We start from the raw sequence: 16,897 nt of genomic DNA, 5'->3' as shown, positions 1-16,897 counted from the left end.
TCAGCAGGTTGAATGAATCGCGACCGGGCTGCCGTCGAACAGCTGCCGCAGGCGCAGGGGAGTGCCATCACTGACCAGCGCCGCGCCGGTCAGGAGGTTGCGGTAATGCCCGGGCGGGACCGTCAGGGTTGCCCCGCCCCAATGCGAAGCGGACAGCGCGGCGCCCTGCCGGGCAGGCTGCGCCGCGGTGTGGCGCGCAACCGCCACCAGCAGCCGCTGGCCGGCGTGTTCGCGCTGGAACGCCAGCATCGCCACCTCGCGGTCCGCATGCAGGGGTTGGTAGGTGCCTTCGGCAAACAGCGCCGGCTGTTCGCGTCGCAGGGCCAGCACGTGCCGCAGCAGGCGCGCCTTGACCGCGCCGTCCTGCCACTGCGCCAGCAGCTGCGGCCAGCGGCGTGCATCGTCGAGCCAGGCGCGGCGGCGCGCGTAGTCCACCTCGCGGCGATTGTCCGGATCCACCAGCGACAGGTCCCAGCCCTCGGTGCCCTGGTACAGGTCAGGCACGCCCGGCAGGGTCAGCCGCAGCGCCAGCTGGGCCAGCCCGTTGCGGGCGCCGGCGGCACCGACATGCTCGGCCGCCTGCTGGAGGGTGCCGCGCAGCGAGACCGTGGCCGGATGCAGCAGCAGCTGTTCGATGAAGGCCTGCGTGCGCGCCTCGAAGGCGGTATCCGGGTCTGTCCAGGAGGAAAACAGATCGGCCTCACGCAACGCCTTCAGCTGCCACTGCACGACCCTTTCCGCGAAACTGCGCGGATCGTGCAGGCCCTGCATCGGCCACGCGCCGAGCAGGGTCTGCCACAGCATGTGGCGCACCGCCGGCGGCGGCAGGGCCATCCCGACGCGTGCAGCGCGACGATCCAATGTCCGCACCAGCCTGCCCCACCACTGCGGCTGCTCGGACAGCACCGCCAACCGCGCACGGCTGTCTTCACCGCGCTTGTGGTCATGGGTGGCCGTGGCCAGCATGGCCTGCGGGTGGCGATGGGCGCGCATCAGCGTGCGCGTATGCAGGGCACGCGTGGACAGGGCGAAATGGTCGGGACGGCTGCCCACCTCGTTGCGCGAGAGCAGCACGCCGTAGCGGTAGAACGCGCGGTCCTCCACCGCCTTGGCGTTGAGCGGCGCGCTGAGCTGCTGGAAGCGCCGCCGCAGCGTGGCGCGTGCGCGCGCATCACCGCCGTCGTCGCGGAAGCAGGCGGCGATCCAGCCCGCCGCCAGCACTGTATCCGCCGGTTCCTCGCGCGCCACGCTGTCCAGCACCGCGTCCCAGCGACGCTGGTCGGGTTCGTCGAAACAGGTTGGCGTGGCATACGTCCGATAAACCGGGAACCGCACCAGCAGCGCGGTCAACGCACGCGACAGCAGCGCACGCCCGAACCGGGCGCTGGCCGGCAACGCGGCGCGCTCCATGCGCAGCAGGTGTCGCAGCAGTGTGTCGAACTCGCTGCGCAGGCCACGCGCCAGCATTTCATCGCGCGCCCGCCGTTCTTCCTCGCCGAACGACGTGGTGCGCCCCGTGGCCTGCTGCCACTGCCGGGCCAGCGGTGCCTCGCCCGACGCGTCGTGCAGCCAGGCCGAGACCTGGTCCATGAAATCGTAGCCGGTGGTCCCGTCGCAGGCCCACGACGCCGGCAGTTCCTCGTCCGGCGCCAGGATCTTTTCCACCCACAGCAGGGGCGCAACGCCGTGCGTGGCGCAGGCGCTGTCCATGGCGGTGCGCAGTCGCTGCAGGTAGGCCTGCGGGTCGGCAATGCCGTCCACGTGGTCCACGCGCAGGCCGTCCACCAGCCCCTCGGCCAGGAACGCCAGCGGCAGGCGGTGCACGGTGTCGAACACCGCGTCGTGGTGCACCTGCAGGGCGACCAGGCTGGAAATGGTGAAGAAGCGCCGGTAGTTCAAGCGGTCGTCGCCCAGCCGCCACCAGATCGGGCGGTAGGCCTGGGACCCGATGACGCCGCGCAGCCCGGCAGGGGCGGCATCGGGCACCGTGCCGGGCGCCAGCGGCAACCGCGCCTCGTGGTGGCGCAGCACCGCAACGCCAGCCTCCTGCTCCACGCGCAGCACGCCGTCCTCGATGGCCGCGTCCAGCGGTCGATCCAGGATCGGCAGCTGCAGCGCGCCGCCTGCCAGCGGCGCCTTCCAGTTGATATCGAACCAGTGGGCATACGCGCTGCCGCGGCCGTGTTGAAGCACGTCCCACCACCAGCGGTTGTCTGCGTGCGCGGCCATGTGGTTGGGCACGATGTCCAGCACCAGCCCCATGCCACTCGCCCGCGCCCGGTTGGCAAGCGCGCGCAGGGCACGTTCGCCTCCCAGCTCGGGGTTCACTTCGGTCGGGTCCACCACGTCGTAGCCATGGGTCGACCCGGGCACGGCGCGCCAGATCGGCGACAGGTACAGGTGACTGATCCCCAGCGCGGCGTAGTAATCCACCTGGCGCGCGGCATCGTCCAGGGTGAATCCTGCATGCAGCTGCAGACGCGCGGTGGCGCGCACCCGGCTCATGGGCCCACCTGCGCGCGGGCGGTAGCGAAACGTTGCATGGCGTCCTCCAAGGTGTGCTCGACCCCTTCGGTGGGCAGGCGCTGGCGCCAGTTCGGGTGGACCCCTACCGTCCCCGGCAGGTTGACCTGCTCGGCCATGCCCAGCGCGTCTTCCACCGGCAGCAGCGCCAGCGCCGATGGACTGGCGCCGACGTATTCCAGTGCCGCGCGGCGGCCGGATATTTCATCCAGGGCACGCCCTTTCATGGCTTCATCGAGGCGCGCGATATCGGCGCTGCGCTCGGCGGCCTGTTGCCGCAGTCCCTCCTCGTCCAGCTCGCCGAGCCGGTGCCGCCAGCCAAGATCCAGCCCCCGTCGCCAGCCGACCAGGGTCGGCAGGTCGTGGGTGCCGGTCATCGCCACGGCATCCGCCCGCCATGCCCCGGGCGACAGGAAACCGCCGTCTTCATCGCGGGCGAAGGGCAGCACATCCATGCCCAGCACGCCGCGTGCGGCCAGCGTCTGGCGGATGCCCGGGGGCACCACGCCGAGATCCTCGCCGATCACGATGCAGCGGCTGCGCCACGATTCGATCGCGGCGATGTTGAGCAGGTCCTGCAGCGGATACCGCAGGTAGGCGCCCTGTCCTGCCCCGGCGCCATCGGGCACCACCCACAACCGCTGCCAGCCCAGGATGTGGTCGATCCGGATCCCGCCACGGTCGCGCATTACCGCACGCAGCAGCGCGATGAACGGTGCGAAGCCCTGCTCGGCCAGCCCGTGCGGCGAATAGCTGGTTACGCCCCAGACCTGGCCAGCGGCGCAGAATCTATCGGGCGGCGCGCCGAGCACCAGCCCGCGCAGCAGTGCGCCGCCGGCGGCATCGGCTTCAGCGCCGGCGGGATCGAAGCCCACCGCGAGGTCGGCGATCAGGCCCAGCCCCATGCCGCTCGCGCGCGCCTGCGCCTGTGCACGCTGCCAGCCGCGGCTCACCATCCATTGTCCGAACAGGTACAGCGACGACGACAGTCCCAGGCGCGGATGCATGAACGCCACATGCCGCGCCAGCGCCGGGCCACCGTCGCTGACGAAACGCTGCAGGTCGCGGGTCGCATCTGCGTCATCTTTCACCGCACCGCGCACCGCACCCAGCCATGCCCATTTGGCCATCGCCGCCGCCGGCCAATCGATCAGGGGTGCGGCGCGCAGTGCGGCGAGCTGCTCGCGCAGCGCGGGGTCGCGCTCCAGCACCTGCAGCGCCGCATCACCGAACTGCTCCACCGGTGCGGCGTACACCGCCTCCAGGAAGCGCCGGTCGCCCGGGAAATAGGGACTGTAGTCTGCGTCCATGCCGCCGCCGGCGTGCACCGGCCCGAGTGCCAGCGCATCCGCGCCGGCCGTGCCCGCCTGCCGCGCCCACGCCGCGCAGGCAGCGGTATCGCCGGTGCCGCCATCGTGTGGGCCACGGGCCGCATACGGTTGCAGGACCAGTCCCCACGGATGCGCGCGGCTCACCGCATCGTGGACCCCGAAACACCGCAGCGGCGCCACCGCAACACGCTGCGTGTGTGCACCACAGGCCAGGGTCCAGTAGCCCGGACGTGCCGGCGCCGTCGCCTGCCCCGCCGCGTTGGTGTGGCCGTCCTCCCGGCTGCCGTCCTCGTGCTCCCACACGCAGGGCGCATCTGCGGCGCCGGCATCCACCGGCGTCCCGACCACGGCAGTGCGCAGCAGCGGGACCTGGCGGCGCGACCCCAACGCGGACAGCGCCTCGCGACGCTGCGCGGGCGTGGCGTTGGGAATCTCCAAGGCGTCGAGGATCGCGCCAAGTACCGCGTCATCCACGCGTTGCGGACGCCCGGCGATATCCACCCAGTCCACGGCGAGGCCCACCGCCTCCGCCAATGCGCCCAGTGCCGGTTGCGTGCTCATGCTGCAGCCACCACCACGGCGTACAGGCTGTCGGGCGCCAGTCCATCCTCTTGGGCCGGCGGGCCGAGCCGGAATACTTCGCGTCCGGCCGGCAACGTCACCGGCACGGTGGCATCGCTGGCATTGAACGCGATCCACCACTGCGCTCCGGGCAGCTGCCAGCCAGCGCGCAGCACGCCCGGCGCCAGCACATCAGCACCCAGCGACTGCGCGCTGGCGGCGGGACCCAGCCAGGCCGCGCGCACCTCAAGCAGATTCCGGAACCAGGTCAGCCAGGCCGCGGCGTCGGGATCGTCTTCCGTCGGCCACGGGGCACGGGACATGGCCAGCGTGGTCGGCGCATTCGGATCCGGAATCAGCGCACGTCGGTGCTCATCCTTGAAGCTGCTGAAGTGCGCGAATTCGGCGCGGCGGCCCTCGCGCACCTGCTCGTCCAGCGGCGTGCGGTGGTCGGTGAAATACAGGAACGGTGAGCGCGCGCCCCAGGGCTCGCCCATGAAGAACATCGGAATCATCGGCGTCAACGCGGTCAATGCCATCGCCAATGCGGTCCGGCGCGGCCCCACCAGCTGCAGCAGGCGCTCGCCCTGCGCACGGTTGCCGGTCTGGTCGTGGTTCTGGCAGAACACCACGAACTGCTGCGGCGGAATGCCCGCGCTGGGTTCGCCCCGCGCACGCCCACGGCGGGTGGTCTCGCCCTGCCAGGCAAAGCCCTCGGCCAGCACCCGGCGCAGGCGGCCGGAGGGGTCGTCGGCATAGTCGCCGTAGTAGCCTTCATGCTCCCCGGTCAGCAGCACGTGCAGGGCGTTGTGGAAGTCGTCATTCCACTGCGCGGTGAACCCGCTGGCCAGCAACGCCGACTGGTTGTTCTCGTTCTCCAGCACCAGCAGCACCTCGCGGCCGGGCAGCGCCGCGCGCACCCGGTCACGCAGCAGGTTCAGGAACGCCAGCGGGTGGATGGCGTGCACCGCGTCGAGGCGGACGCCATCGAACCGGTAATCGCGCATCCACATCACCGCGTTGTCGATGAAGTAGCACTGCACCTCGGGGCGGCGGAAATCGACCGCATTGCCCCACGGGGTGCACAGGTCGCTGCGGAAGAACGCCGGCGCCAGGGTCGGCAGCGGATTGCCGTCCGGCCCGAAGTGGTTGTACACCACGTCAAGCAGCACCATCATCCCCAGGCCATGGGCGGCATCGACCAGTGCCTTGAGCTCGTCAGGCGTGCCGTAGGCGGGCGCAGGCGCATACTGCAGTACGCCGTCGTAGCCCCAGTTGCGCTCACCCGGAAAGGTGGCCACCGGCATCAGCTCGATCGCGGTGAACCCGAGGTCCGCCAGTTTCGGCAGCTGATCGCGCACCGCGTTGAACGACCCGCCGGCGGCGCCCACGTGCACCTCGTAGATCACCGCCTCGTGCCACGGCCGGCCGGACCGGTCCGGTTGCTGCCAGTCGAAGTCGTCGGCCACCAGCGCGCTGGGTCCGAACAGGCCGTCAGGCTGCTGACGCGAGGCCGGGTCGGGCACTGCGTCGCCGCCATCGATGCGGTAGCGGTAGCGCATGCCGGGCGCACCCGGCGCCGTCAGCGCGAACCAGCCGTCGTCGCTGCCCTGCATGGGCAGCACCTGGTCTTCCAGCAGCAGGTCCACCGAGGTGGCCGCCGGTGCCCACAGTGCGAAACGCCAACCGCCGTCCGTATCCTGCCAGGCTCCCCACCGCACCTGCGCTGCACTCATTCCCTGGCCTGCAGGTAAAGCACCGACAGCGGCGGCAGGGTCAACGGCAGCGACTGCGCGTGGCCGTGCATCGACTGCGCAATGGTCGCCACGCGACCTTCATTGCCCAGGTTGCTGCCGCCATAGAACGCGCTGTCGGTGTTGAGGATCTCCACCCAGTCACCGGCGGACGGCACCCCCAGCAGGTAGCCAAGCCGCGCCACCGGGGTGAAGTTGCAGACCACCAGCGTCGCCCGGCCTTCGCCGCGCGGCGGATGGCGTACGAACGCAAGCACGCTGTTCTGGTGGTCATCGCTGACGCTCCACTCGAATCCGGCATCGTCATCGTTGGCCAGGCGCAGGCTCGGTTCCTGCTGCAGCAAGCGGTTGAGGTCGCCGACCAGCCGGGCGATGCCGGCATGTTCGTGCCGCGCCGCACTGTCCCAGTCCAGCGCAGCGTCGTGGTTCCATTCCGCCGGCTGGGCGAACTCGCCGCCCATGAACAGCAGTTTGCTGCCCGGGTGCGCCCACATGAACCCATAACAGGCCCGCAGGTTGGCGAACTGCTGCGCACGCTCACCCGGCATCTTCGCCAGCAGCGAGCCTTTGCCGTGCACCACTTCGTCGTGCGACAGCGGCAGGATGAAGCGCTCGCTGAAGGCGTAGATGGCGCTGAACGTCATTTCACCGTGGTGGTGGCCCCGGTGGATCGGATCGCGGCGCAGATACGCGAGGGTGTCGTGCATCCAGCCCATGTTCCATTTGTGGGTGAACCCCAGGCCGTTCGCGTTGGCCGGTGCGGTGACGCCCGGCCACGCGGTGGATTCCTCGGCCATGACCAGCACCTCCGGGAAGCGCGTCCGGATCGCCTCATTGAACTGGCGAAGGAAGGCGACCGCCTCCAGGTTTTCGCGACCGCCGTTGACGTTCGGCAGCCATTCGCCTTCGGCGCGGCTGTAGTCGCGGTACAGCATCGAGGCCACCGCATCCACGCGCAGCCCGTCGATGTGGAAGCGTTCGATCCACTCCAACGCGCTGCCGATCAGGAACGCGGCCACTTCGGTGCGCCCGTAGTTGTAGATCAGCGTGTTCCAGTCCGGATGCAATCCGAGCCGCGGGTCTTCGTGCTCGTACAGCGCGGTGCCGTCGAAGCGCTGCATGCCGTGTGCATCGCTCGGGAAGTGCGCTCCCACCCAGTCGACGATCACGCCCAGCCCGGCCACGTGGCAGCGGTCAACGAACGCCGCGAAGTCTTCCGGGCCGCCGTGGCGCGCGGTCGGCGCGAACAGGCCCAGCGGCTGGTAGCCCCAGGACCCGCCGAAGGGATGCTCGCTGACCGGCAGCAGTTCGATGTGGGTGAAACCGAGGGCCTTCACGTACGGAATCAGCGCATCGCCCAATGCGGACCAGCCGAGCGGCTGGCCGTCCGCATCGCGGCGCCAGGAACCCGCGTGCACTTCATAGACTGAAATGGCCTGGCCCCCGGCCACGCCGCGTGCGGCCATCCACGCGCCATCCTGCCAGGCGTGCGTCGCCGGACCGAAAACGCGGGAGGCGGTGTCGGGCGGCAGTTCGCAGGCACGCGCCATCGGGTCGGCCTTGAACGCCACCGAGCTTCCGTCACCGGCAGTGACCGCGAACTTGTAGCGGGCACCGACCGCCACGCGCGGCACGAACCCTTCCCAGACCCCCGCCTCGGGATGCAGGCGCAGCGGGTGCCGCTCCGCGTCCCAGCCGTTGAAATCGCCTACCACGGCCACCCGGCTGGCATTGGGGGCCCACACGGCGAAGCGCACACCGCCGCTTTCGGTGGCCACCGCGCCCAGCAGCCGACGGGCGGCGTCCGGGTCCCCGCTGCGCAGTGCGTCGAGCTGCGCCGGGGTGAGCGCGGTGTCGTCCGTAGTGCCGGGTGATTCGGTCGGATCGGATGCGAGGCTGGCGTCGCGCGCAACGAATGCGTGCTCGCTCATGCCTGCAGCTCCGGCACGCGCGCATCCAGTACACGCTCATACAGCCTCAGGTACTCCGTACCGGCCAGGTCCCAGCTGCTCGGCCGCAGCATGGCGGCGCGGCGCATGGCCGACAGCAGCCCGGGGATGCGGTAGGTGCGGAACGCACGCTGCACGCAGCGGCGCAGCGAGTCGGCGTCGGCCGAGTTGAACAGCAGGCCGGTCACGCCGTCCTCCACCGTGTCGATCAAGCCGCCGGTGGCGTGCGCGATCGGCAGGCAGCCGAACCGCTGCGCATACATCTGGCTCAGCCCGCACGGCTCGAAGCGGGAGGGCATGAGCAGGAAATCGGCACCGGCGAACATCTTGCGGGCGAGGCCTTCGTCGAACCCGGGGTACACGCCCACGCTGGAGGGGAACCGCCGCGACAGCGCGGCCACTTCCGCTTCGATGCGCGGTTCACCGCCGCCGATGATGGCCAACTGGCCCCCGGCGGCGGCGATCTGGTGCGCCACCGCGCAGCTCAGGTCCAGGCCCTTCTGGTGGACCAGGCGCGAGACCACCGCGAACAGCGGCCCGTCGCTGTGCGGCAGCCCCAGCGCACGCTGCACGCGCCGCTTGTTGGCGACCCGGCCTTCCCAGCGGTGCAGGTCGAAGTGTTCGCTCAGGTGCAGGTCGGTGCGCGGGTCCCAGCTGCTGTCGATGCCGTTGACGATGCCGCTCAAGCGACCGCTCGCCGCGTGGCCGGACAGCAGCGCGTCCAGCCCACAGCCCTGTTCGGGGCCGGTGATCTGGCGCGCGTAGCTCACGCTGACCGTGTTCACATGGTCGGCATGCACGATGCCCGCCTGCAGGAACGAGAGCCGGCCATGGAAGGTGATGCTCTCCGCCTGCTCGGGCGAAACGCCCAGCACGGCGGCGTCTTCAAGCGGGAACAACCCCTGGTAGGCCAGGTTGTGGACGGTCAGCAGCGCGGGCACGTCCGAGCCGTACCAGCGCAGATAGGCGGCGGCCAGTGCGCACGGCCAATCATTCAGGTGCAGCAGTTCCGGCTGCCATTCCATGCCGGCATTGCCACAGGCGATCACCGCCGCGGCGCGCGACAGCGCGGCAAAGCGCACCGCGTTGTCGCTCCAGTCCTGCCCGCTGCCATCCACGTATGGACTGCCACCCCGCTGGAACAGCCCGGGGCACACCAGCACCAGCACCGGCACGCCACCCGCAAACGTCTCCCCGATGTCGCAGGCGGGAATTCCGGCCCGTGCCGGCACGCGGCCCACCAACCGCAGGTCCGGCGCCCCGGCAATGACTTCGTCGTAGCCCGGAATCAGCACCCGCACATCCGATCGGGTGCGCAGCGCACGCGGCAGGGCCGCGGCAACGTCGCCCAGCCCGCCGGCCTTGACGTAGTCCGCCATCTCGGAGGTGACGAACAGGACGCGCCGAGCCGGATCGACACGACCGAGCGGCGGCGGGGTGGTCTCGACGGCGCGCAGCCGGGGCGTGCGACGAACGCGTGCGCCGCCTTCCTCGCCAGCGGGAACGGGCAAAGCCACGGGAACAGCGATCTGACGCAGATGCGACATGGGGGGAAATCTCGAAGGTGGTACTGCGGTGGGGGTGCCCTCGGTATTGCGCCAAGGGCGGGGGTTTCTGCGGCGCCGGAAACGTCGCGCGCGAACCTTGGTTGGAATCTACCTGTGTGCGGAATAAACACCGCGTGAACTTGATGCGACAACATCGTGACCCCGCCACGCTTCACAGGCGCAAGGTGCCTGCAATGCAGCGCTTGTCGCAGGCTGTCGATGCTTGTACGGCATGAGCAGATGCGTTCGCATCATGACCTTCGCGTCTGCCGCCGCCCGCCTGAATCCTTCATTCTCGGCCGCGTACTGTCACGCCTGCGTTGCAGTCATTGCGGAGCGAGCGCCTCGATCCAGGTCGGCGCGTGGTCACTTGCTTTCTCCAGACCACGAACCCAGCGGTCCACACCGGCGTCCTTCAGTCCGTCGGCCAGCACCGGGTTCAGCAGCAGGTGGTCGATGCGAAGCCCACGGTCGCGTTCGTAGTGCTGGCGGAAATAATCCCAGAACGTGTAGATCGTCTGCTCGCCGTAGACGTGGCGGAGACTGTCGGTCCAGCCCTGTGCCAGCAGATCGGCGTACGCCTCTCGCGCCTCCGGCTGCAACAAGGCATCCCGCCGCCACGACTTGGGGTCGTAGATATCGGCGTCAGTCGGCACCACGTTGAAATCGCCGATCAGCGCGACCGGATGCGGCAGGCCGACCAGTCCCAGCGCGTGCTTGTTCAGGCGCTGCATCCATTTCAGCTTGTACTCGAACTTCGGGCCGGGCTGCGGATTGCCGTTGGGCAGGTACAGCCCTCCCACCAGCACGCCGTGCGCCGCCGCCTCCAGGTAGCGGCTCTGGTCGTCGGTGCGATCGCCAGGTAGCCCGCGCCGGCTTTCGATCGGGTCCTGCCCACGCGCCAGCAGCGCCACGCCGTTCCAGGCACGTTGCCCCTGCCACAGGCAGCCGTAGCCTGCGTCACGGATCTCGGTTTCAGGAAACCCATCCTGGCTGGCCTTGAGCTCCTGCAGCGCCACGATGTCCGGTTTCTCTTTCTCCAGCCACGCCAACAGGTGCGGAAGCCGGGTCTTGATTCCGTTGACGTTGAAGGTGGCAATCCGGAGGCGCCTGCGACGGGCCATGGCGTGCTCCAGCAGGAGGGAGTCGCCAGTATTCCCGGCATTGCGCTGCGTGCGCGTCAAGAGTCCGCTCACGGGGCCATCGCACCCAGGCTTCTGCCTGCTTCACTCCGCGCAACCTGGGCGGGCGCATGCTTGCGTTTCCCTTCCCTGGTGCCGCTTCCGATGCCCATCCTGTCCTCTCGTCCGCTGCTGCTGGCCGCCGTGCTGGCGTCTACCGCCTGTACGCCTTCGCCCGACGCGGAGGGACCGCCACAACCTACCGGCGGGGATCCGGGTGCGGCGAAGGCGGCAGTCACCCACGAGGCGCGTGCAACGTCGTCACCGCCCGCCCATGCCTTCAGTGAAACGCGGCCCGGCATCGCGCTGGCTGCAGTTCCTGGCATGGCGCTGCGCAGGGATTTCACCCGCAGCTACCTAGCGCTGGATGGCTGGAAGCTGTTCGATGCCTCGGGCAGCACCGGTTCGCCACTGGCTGCCTTGGTGCTGGACGGGTCCAACGAGGTGACGGCGGCCGAGCTTCGCGTCGGACGCAGCGACGACGCCGGTGCCGTCGCCGACTGCCTGGCGCCTCCCGCAGAAGCTACGGGGCCAGCCGACACGGTCGACATTGGCGGCGTGAGCTTCACCCACTTCCCGGTGGGCGACGCAGCGATGAGTCACTACGTATCGGCCGACAGCTATCGCGCCGTGCAGCATGGGCGTTGCTATGCGATTGATCTGGTCGTGGCCGGTACGCGGCCGGAGGTCTACGACCCGCCGCGCGAGCCGCCTTTCAGCAATGAACTCGCCAAGCAGAAACTGCGTGACGCGTTGAGTTCGATTCACTGGGTTACATAGAGTTCCCCGATTCATTTCACACTATTTATGTGAGCAGTTACTCAGTTTGACTTCGCCTAAAACTCGGTTCACCGTAATCACGCGGCCAATCCCGTCTCCCGGTGTCGCGTTCGCTTTTCCTGATGCCAAGGAGTGGCCGTAGACCAAAGGCGCCCGTGTACCGGCGCCTTCAACGCCTCATGTTGAAACAACAGGAGAAAGCGCAATGCAACTGCAGGAGAAAGCGCAATGCAACTGAATGACGACGTCGTTTCAGGCTGGCTCAACGGTGCCGACAGCGTGGATGGCTGCGACAACCCGGCCGGTTCGCTTTTCATCTACGGACAGAACGCTACCGATGCGGCGCTCACCTGCGCAGCGCCCACCATGATCACCGGCGGTGGCGGTGAGTGCACCACCACCATTTCCGTGGTCAACCATTGCCTGTGTTGCTGATCTAGCCTGTACCGGCGCGCAGCTGCCATGGCTGCGCGCCGCCTGGATGCATTCCGGACGCTGGGCAGACTGCAGGGGACGCAATGGCCACTACCGCCGCCGCTTCATTCGCACGCATCGTGCGCCACTTCCTGGCCGATATCCTTACGCGCCTGGACCATTCGCTTCTCGATCTCGCGCCTGGGTTGGACCTGGGCGAGATCGACGTGATCCGTGCCGAGGCCGACCTGGCCCTGCATGGCAATGCGCAGTTGAAACTCAATCGCCTGCTGCTGCTTGAACTGCATGCCGCGATCCGCGGCGGTGCAGTTTCCGCGAGCGATCCCATCCTGCAGCTGCAACAGTTCGAGGCTGTCGCCCGCACCGACGCATTTCGGCTGCACCTGGACCAGCGCTACCCGGTGCTGTGGTCGCGCTTCGAGCGCATGCTGCAGGCGCAGAGCGCCGCCATCAGCGAACTGGCCGAACGCATCCGCGCCGACCGCGACCTTCTGCACGGCCTGCTCGAACGCCCCGCCGGCCGCCTGCTCGGCCTTTCGCTGGGCAAGGGTGACCTGCACGCCGGGGGACGCACCGTGGCCAGGCTCACGTTCGACGGTGGCACGGTGATGTACAAGCCGCGCTCGCTGCGCGTGGATGCCACTCTGGATGGCTTCCTCGCCCGCGTGTTCCCCGATGACCCGGACCGGGTGCGGGTGCCCCGCGTGATCGATCGCGGCACCCACGGCTGGGCGGAATTTGCCGCCCATCGCTACTGCGCCGACGACCAGGCACTGCAGACCTATTATCGCGGCCTCGGCCATTGGCTGGCCGTTCTACGCCTGATCGGCGGTACCGACATCCACCTTGAGAACCTGATCGCGGTGGGTCCGGTGCCGGTGGTGGTGGATTCGGAAAGCGTTTTTTCCAAACCTGTCGAGATCGCCGAGACCGGCTACGGGCAGGCGTACGACATCGCGGTGCGGCTGATGCGCAACTCGGTGCTGCGTACCGGGATCGTGCCCTTCCGCACGGCCGGGCTGGGCATGGAAGGCGTCGATCTCTCCGCAGCGGGCGCATTGCCGGGCGAGCAGCCCAAGGTACAGGTGCCGGTGATTGTCGACGATGCCGGCGCCGCGCCCCGCCTCGGCCTGGTGGAAGCCGATTTCGCCGTGGCCCAGAACCACCCGAGCCCGGCGCCGGATGTCTCACGCTTCTGGGACTACATCAGCACAGGCTTCATGCAGGCCAGCCGCCACTTGCGCGCGCTGGATGCGAGCGGCGAACTGGACACGCTGCTGCGCAGCTTCGTTGGCTGCGAGGTGCGTGATGTACGCCGGCCGACCATGGCCTACGCCGAACTCGGTCGCATGCTGTGGCACCCGGCATCCCTGCATGACGAGACGCGGGCGGTGGCCACCGCGACGGACCTGCTGGTCAGGAACGCCGCCGTGGCGCCGGCCGCGTCGGCCGACCCGGAGACGGTGCGGGGCGAGATCGATGCGATGCGCCATGGCGACATTCCCATCTTCACTTCAGTGCTGGATGCCGCACGCATCGACACCGTCGTCGCAGGCTGGCGGGACATGCGGATCGATCTGGAAGAGGTGACCATCCGCAGCACGCTGGTGGCCACGGACCTCAACGAGCATGCGCTGGCGCGCGCCGAAGCCCGCGAGGGCTATTCCTATGCCGCCACGGCAGCACACGCGCGCGACCTGGAAGCGCGCCGCCGCCAGCAGGCCGCCGCCGCGGTCGACAACCTGATCCGGCTGTCGATTCGTGGCGCTGACGGCAGCATGACCTGGATCACTCCGGAGATCACCCGCACCGGCTGGACCGTGCAGCCGGTGCAGCCCGACCTCTACTTCGGGTTGGGCGGCATCGCGTTCAGCCTCGCAGGCTACTGGCGCGAGGTGCAGGCCGGCCGGGCCGACGCCGTGGCGGGCCTGGAGCAGGCCATGCACGGTGCCATCCAGGTGTTCGTGACCATGTGCCGCCGCGACCCGGCCGATGCGGGCGGTGGCCTGGTCGGCGCCGGCTCGCGGATCTGGACGCTGCTGGCGCTGCACGACCTAGTGCAGCGCCCGGACCTGCTGGAGCTCGCGCGCACAACGGCCGAGGGACTGCGTGCAACCGGATTCGAGGCTGTCCCCAAGGCCGAACTGCTCGACGGGGTGGCGGGCGCGATCGTGCCGCTGATCGGGCTGAGCGAAGCCACTGCCGAGAACGCTTGGCTCGATATTGCCGCAGACGCCGCGCGCCGCCTGCAGGCCACCGCCATTGACGACGCTGACGGCGTGCGCTGGCCAACGCCGCAGTTCGAGCAGCCCATCGGCGGCTTCGGGCACGGTGCGATGGGCATCGGCTGGGCGCTGGCACGGCTGGCGTTGACCGACGCGGGCAGCGCGCAGGAGCGCCGTGAGTGGCAGTCGCTTGCCGATGGCGCGTTTGCGTTCCAGGACGCGCTCTACGAGCCCGGCACCGGGCGTTGGCGCGATATCCACCTCAAGGAGGGGCAGAAGAACTTCCCCACCTGGTGCCACGGCAGCGTGGGCATCGGGCTGGCCGCGGCCGACCTGCTGGCGCGGACCGGACACTCCGGGTTCCTGCGCATGCTGCGGCGCGCGGTGGCCGATGCCAACGGCAAATGGGGTTTCAGCCATACGCTGTGCCATGGCGATCTGTCCACGCGCGAACTGCTGGTGCGTGCGGCGGCGCTGGACCCGGAAGGATGTCCCTACCCGGTCGACACGGCTGCCGCGGAGATCATCTCTTCCATCGAAGAGCACAACGGCATGGTCGGCGGGCTGACCCGCGCCGCGTTCACGCCCGGGCTGATGATCGGGCTGGCGGGTGCCATCTATGGTTTCAGCCGCATGCATCCGGCGTGCGCGCTGCCCTCGCCGTTGTTGCTGGAACGCGGGAATGGTGCTGCGCCGGCGATTGCCGTGCGCCAGGTGCGGGAGCAGGCGGCGTTGGATGCCGCCTGATTGATCACCATCGCGCCTGCGGCGTTGGGCCGCAGGCGCATTTCAGGGTCGAGCAGGCGCGCAGGGCGTGGCTTTAAGGCGCCGGGGCCGAAGGCGTCGACGGAGTTGCCGAAGGCGGTGCGGCTGGCGTGGCGGGAGCTGCGGTTGGCGTGATCCGCCAGATGGTGTTGGCCAGGTCATCGGCCACGATCACCGCACCGCGCGGATCGACGCTGACGCCCACCGGGCGGCCGCGGGTCTTGCCGTCATCGCCGCGGAAGCCAGTGGCGAAATCGATCGCTTCGCCGGCGGGCTTGCCATCACGGAACGGCACGAACACCACCTTGTAGCCGACCGGCGGATTGCGGTTCCAGCTGCCGTGCTGGCCGACGAAGACACCGTCGGTGAAGTTGCCGCCCACCGCCGGGTTGGCGAACGCCACGCCCAGCGCGGCCACGTGCGAGCCCAGCGCGAAGTCCGGGGTCAGCGCGGACGCCACCTTCTCCGGGTTCTGCGGCATCACCCGGCGGTCCACGTGCTTGCCCCAGTAGCTGTAGGGCCAGCCATAGAAGCCGCCGTCGCGCACCGAGGTGAGGTAATCCGGCACCAGGTTCGGCCCGATTTCGTCACGTTCGTTGACCACCGCCCACAACGTGCCGGTGCCGGGCTGTACGGCCAGTGCCGTGGGATTGCGGATGCCGCTGGCGTAGGTGCGGTGCGCACCGGTCTGCGCATCGATCTCCCAGACCTGGGCGCGATCGATCTCCGCCGCCATGCCGCGTTCGGTGATGTTGCTGTTGGAGCCGATGCCCACGTACAGGTGGCTGCCATCGGCGCTGGCGGCCAGCGACTTGGTCCAATGGTGGTTGATGGCCGACGGCAGGTCGGTCACCTTGGTCGGCGCACCGCTGGCCTTGGTCTGGCCTTCGGCGTAGTCAAAGCGCACCAGCGCATCCTGGTTGGCCACGTACAGGGCGTTGCCCACCAGGGCCAGCCCGTACGGGGCATTGAGCTTGTCGGCAAACACCGTCTTCAGCTCATACACGCCGTCACCATCGGCATCCCGCAGCAGGGTCAGGCGGTTGCCGCTCTTCACCTGCGTATTGCCCTTGGCCTTGATCTTGCCGGCAATCACATCCTTCGGCTTGAGGTTGGGCGCGCTGCCGCCCCGACCTTCGGCCACCAGGATATCGCCGTTGGGCAGCACCAGGGTCTGGCGCGGAATGGCCAGGTCGGTGGCGATTGCCGCGACCTTGAAACCGGCCGGCACGGTGGGCACGGTATCGCCCCACGCCGTCGGCTGGGCAATGGTCATGTCTGGCATCACGCCGCGATGAGGCTTGGGCAGTTCCGGGTTGGCGCCGAGCTGCTGCAGCTCCGGGGCCTTGCCACTGCAAGCGGCCAAGGCCACGGCGAGTACGGAAAGTGCGACTACCTTCGGGGCGCGGTTCACAGGACACCTCCCACGCGCACGCGCACACTGGAGAAACCAAGCCAGGTGGCAATCAACGCCAGCACCGTGACGATCACCGACCACAGCAGCGCAGCCGGCATGATCGCCCAGGCATCGCGTGCGTGGTGCAGCGAGTTGATGAAGCCCACGATCCAGGTGACCGCCAGCACGATGACGTAGACGCCGTTACGGCTGCCGCGCACCAGGCCCACCAGGCCGCACAACAGCGCCAGCGTGGTCATGACCATCGCCCCGACCAGCAGCCAGGAGGCGAAGTTGCTCCACTGGATTTCGTAGGTGTTCCAGTACGCGTAATCGGCCAGCAGCGCGCCGAGGAACAGCGGCAGCACGCCGCCGAGCACGGCGGCATGGAACGGATGGATGACCCAGTGGCGGGTCACGACGGCGGTTGTGGACACGGCTGTCTCCTGA

Annotated in this window: 10 protein-coding genes and 1 pseudogene; 3 read left to right on the top strand and 8 right to left on the bottom strand. The window is 69.1% G+C overall.

The annotated features are described in order from the left end of the window. The 6 genes and pseudogenes from treY to xth form a co-directional block, all read right to left on the bottom strand. Nucleotides 1–2,505 (bottom strand): malto-oligosyltrehalose synthase, encoded by a 2,505-nt coding sequence (gene treY / locus ACQG3P_RS00425; RefSeq protein WP_426803837.1) that lies wholly within the window; start codon nt 2,503–2,505, stop codon nt 1–3. Beyond that, nucleotides 2,502–4,415 (bottom strand): 4-alpha-glucanotransferase, encoded by a 1,914-nt coding sequence (locus ACQG3P_RS00420; protein WP_426803836.1) that lies wholly within the window; start codon nt 4,413–4,415, stop codon nt 2,502–2,504. Before ACQG3P_RS00420 ends, treY begins: the two co-directional genes overlap by 4 nt. After that, nucleotides 4,412–6,151: a malto-oligosyltrehalose trehalohydrolase gene (treZ, locus tag ACQG3P_RS00415; RefSeq protein WP_426803835.1), complete on the bottom strand. Its 1,740-nt coding sequence runs from the start codon at nt 6,149–6,151 to the stop codon at nt 4,412–4,414. Before treZ ends, ACQG3P_RS00420 begins: the two co-directional genes overlap by 4 nt. Further along, nucleotides 6,148–8,055 (bottom strand): annotated as a pseudogene (gene glgB / locus ACQG3P_RS00410) (1,4-alpha-glucan branching protein GlgB); the annotation flags it as partial. The pseudogene glgB and the gene treZ, both read right to left, overlap by 4 nt. Nucleotides 8,056–8,096: 41 nt before the next feature. After that, complete coding sequence (gene glgA, locus ACQG3P_RS00405; protein WP_217538956.1) at nt 8,097–9,665, bottom strand: glycogen synthase GlgA; 1,569 nt, start codon at nt 9,663–9,665, stop codon at nt 8,097–8,099. A 326-nt stretch (nt 9,666–9,991) separates the two neighbouring features. Next, entirely contained in the window at nt 9,992–10,849 is an 858-nt protein-coding gene (gene xth / locus ACQG3P_RS00400; protein WP_426803834.1) for an exodeoxyribonuclease III, read from the bottom strand. A 102-nt stretch (nt 10,850–10,951) separates the two neighbouring features. Here xth and ACQG3P_RS00395 point away from each other — a divergent pair, with 102 nt between their 5' ends. The 3 genes from ACQG3P_RS00395 to ACQG3P_RS00385 all read left to right on the top strand — a co-directional run bounded on the left by ACQG3P_RS00395 (nt 10,952) and on the right by ACQG3P_RS00385 (nt 15,033). Further along, complete coding sequence (locus ACQG3P_RS00395; RefSeq protein ID WP_426803833.1) at nt 10,952–11,626, top strand: hypothetical protein; 675 nt, start codon at nt 10,952–10,954, stop codon at nt 11,624–11,626. 228 nt (nt 11,627–11,854) lie between these two features. After that, the gene (locus ACQG3P_RS00390; protein WP_093535704.1) at nt 11,855–12,061 is read left to right on the top strand and encodes a DUF6229 family protein; all 207 of its coding nucleotides are present in this window, start codon (nt 11,855–11,857) and stop codon (nt 12,059–12,061) included. A gap of 83 nt (nt 12,062–12,144) precedes the next feature. Beyond that, the gene (locus ACQG3P_RS00385; RefSeq protein WP_426803832.1) at nt 12,145–15,033 is read left to right on the top strand and encodes a type 2 lanthipeptide synthetase LanM family protein; all 2,889 of its coding nucleotides are present in this window, start codon (nt 12,145–12,147) and stop codon (nt 15,031–15,033) included. Between the two features lie 73 nt (nt 15,034–15,106). Here the strand turns inward: ACQG3P_RS00385 and ACQG3P_RS00380 are convergent, their stop codons facing one another. Both ACQG3P_RS00380 and ACQG3P_RS00375 read right to left on the bottom strand, forming a co-directional pair. Continuing rightward, entirely contained in the window at nt 15,107–16,465 is a 1,359-nt protein-coding gene (locus tag ACQG3P_RS00380; protein WP_426803831.1) for a PQQ-dependent sugar dehydrogenase, read from the bottom strand. Then, nucleotides 16,462–16,884 carry a DUF2231 domain-containing protein gene (locus ACQG3P_RS00375; RefSeq protein WP_184123419.1) on the bottom strand — a complete coding sequence of 141 codons (423 nt, stop codon included), beginning with the start codon at nt 16,882–16,884 and terminating at the stop codon, nt 16,462–16,464. Before ACQG3P_RS00375 ends, ACQG3P_RS00380 begins: the two co-directional genes overlap by 4 nt. Nucleotides 16,885–16,897: the final 13 nt, after the last annotated feature.

This window comes from Stenotrophomonas sp. SrG, from assembly GCF_050031795.1.
In the GTDB taxonomy this organism is placed as follows: domain Bacteria; phylum Pseudomonadota; class Gammaproteobacteria; order Xanthomonadales; family Xanthomonadaceae; genus Stenotrophomonas; species Stenotrophomonas rhizophila_A.
The sequence above is the reverse complement of the archived record's forward strand: the minus strand, read 5'-3'. Positions and strand labels throughout refer to the sequence as shown.

What these genes read in the sequence shown, in the direction of transcription:
- treY (WP_426803837.1), bottom strand. Translation starts at nt 2,505, where the DNA reads ATGAGCCGGGTGCGCGCCACCGCGCGTCTGCAGCTGCATGCAGGATTC.
- ACQG3P_RS00420 (WP_426803836.1), bottom strand. Translation starts at nt 4,415, where the DNA reads ATGAGCACGCAACCGGCACTGGGCGCATTGGCGGAGGCGGTGGGCCTC.
- treZ (WP_426803835.1), bottom strand. Translation starts at nt 6,151, where the DNA reads ATGAGTGCAGCGCAGGTGCGGTGGGGAGCCTGGCAGGATACGGACGGC.
- glgA (WP_217538956.1), bottom strand. Translation starts at nt 9,665, where the DNA reads ATGTCGCATCTGCGTCAGATCGCTGTTCCCGTGGCTTTGCCCGTTCCC.
- ACQG3P_RS00395 (WP_426803833.1), top strand. Translation starts at nt 10,952, where the DNA reads ATGCCCATCCTGTCCTCTCGTCCGCTGCTGCTGGCCGCCGTGCTGGCG.
- ACQG3P_RS00390 (WP_093535704.1), top strand. Translation starts at nt 11,855, where the DNA reads ATGCAACTGAATGACGACGTCGTTTCAGGCTGGCTCAACGGTGCCGAC.
- ACQG3P_RS00385 (WP_426803832.1), top strand. Translation starts at nt 12,145, where the DNA reads ATGGCCACTACCGCCGCCGCTTCATTCGCACGCATCGTGCGCCACTTC.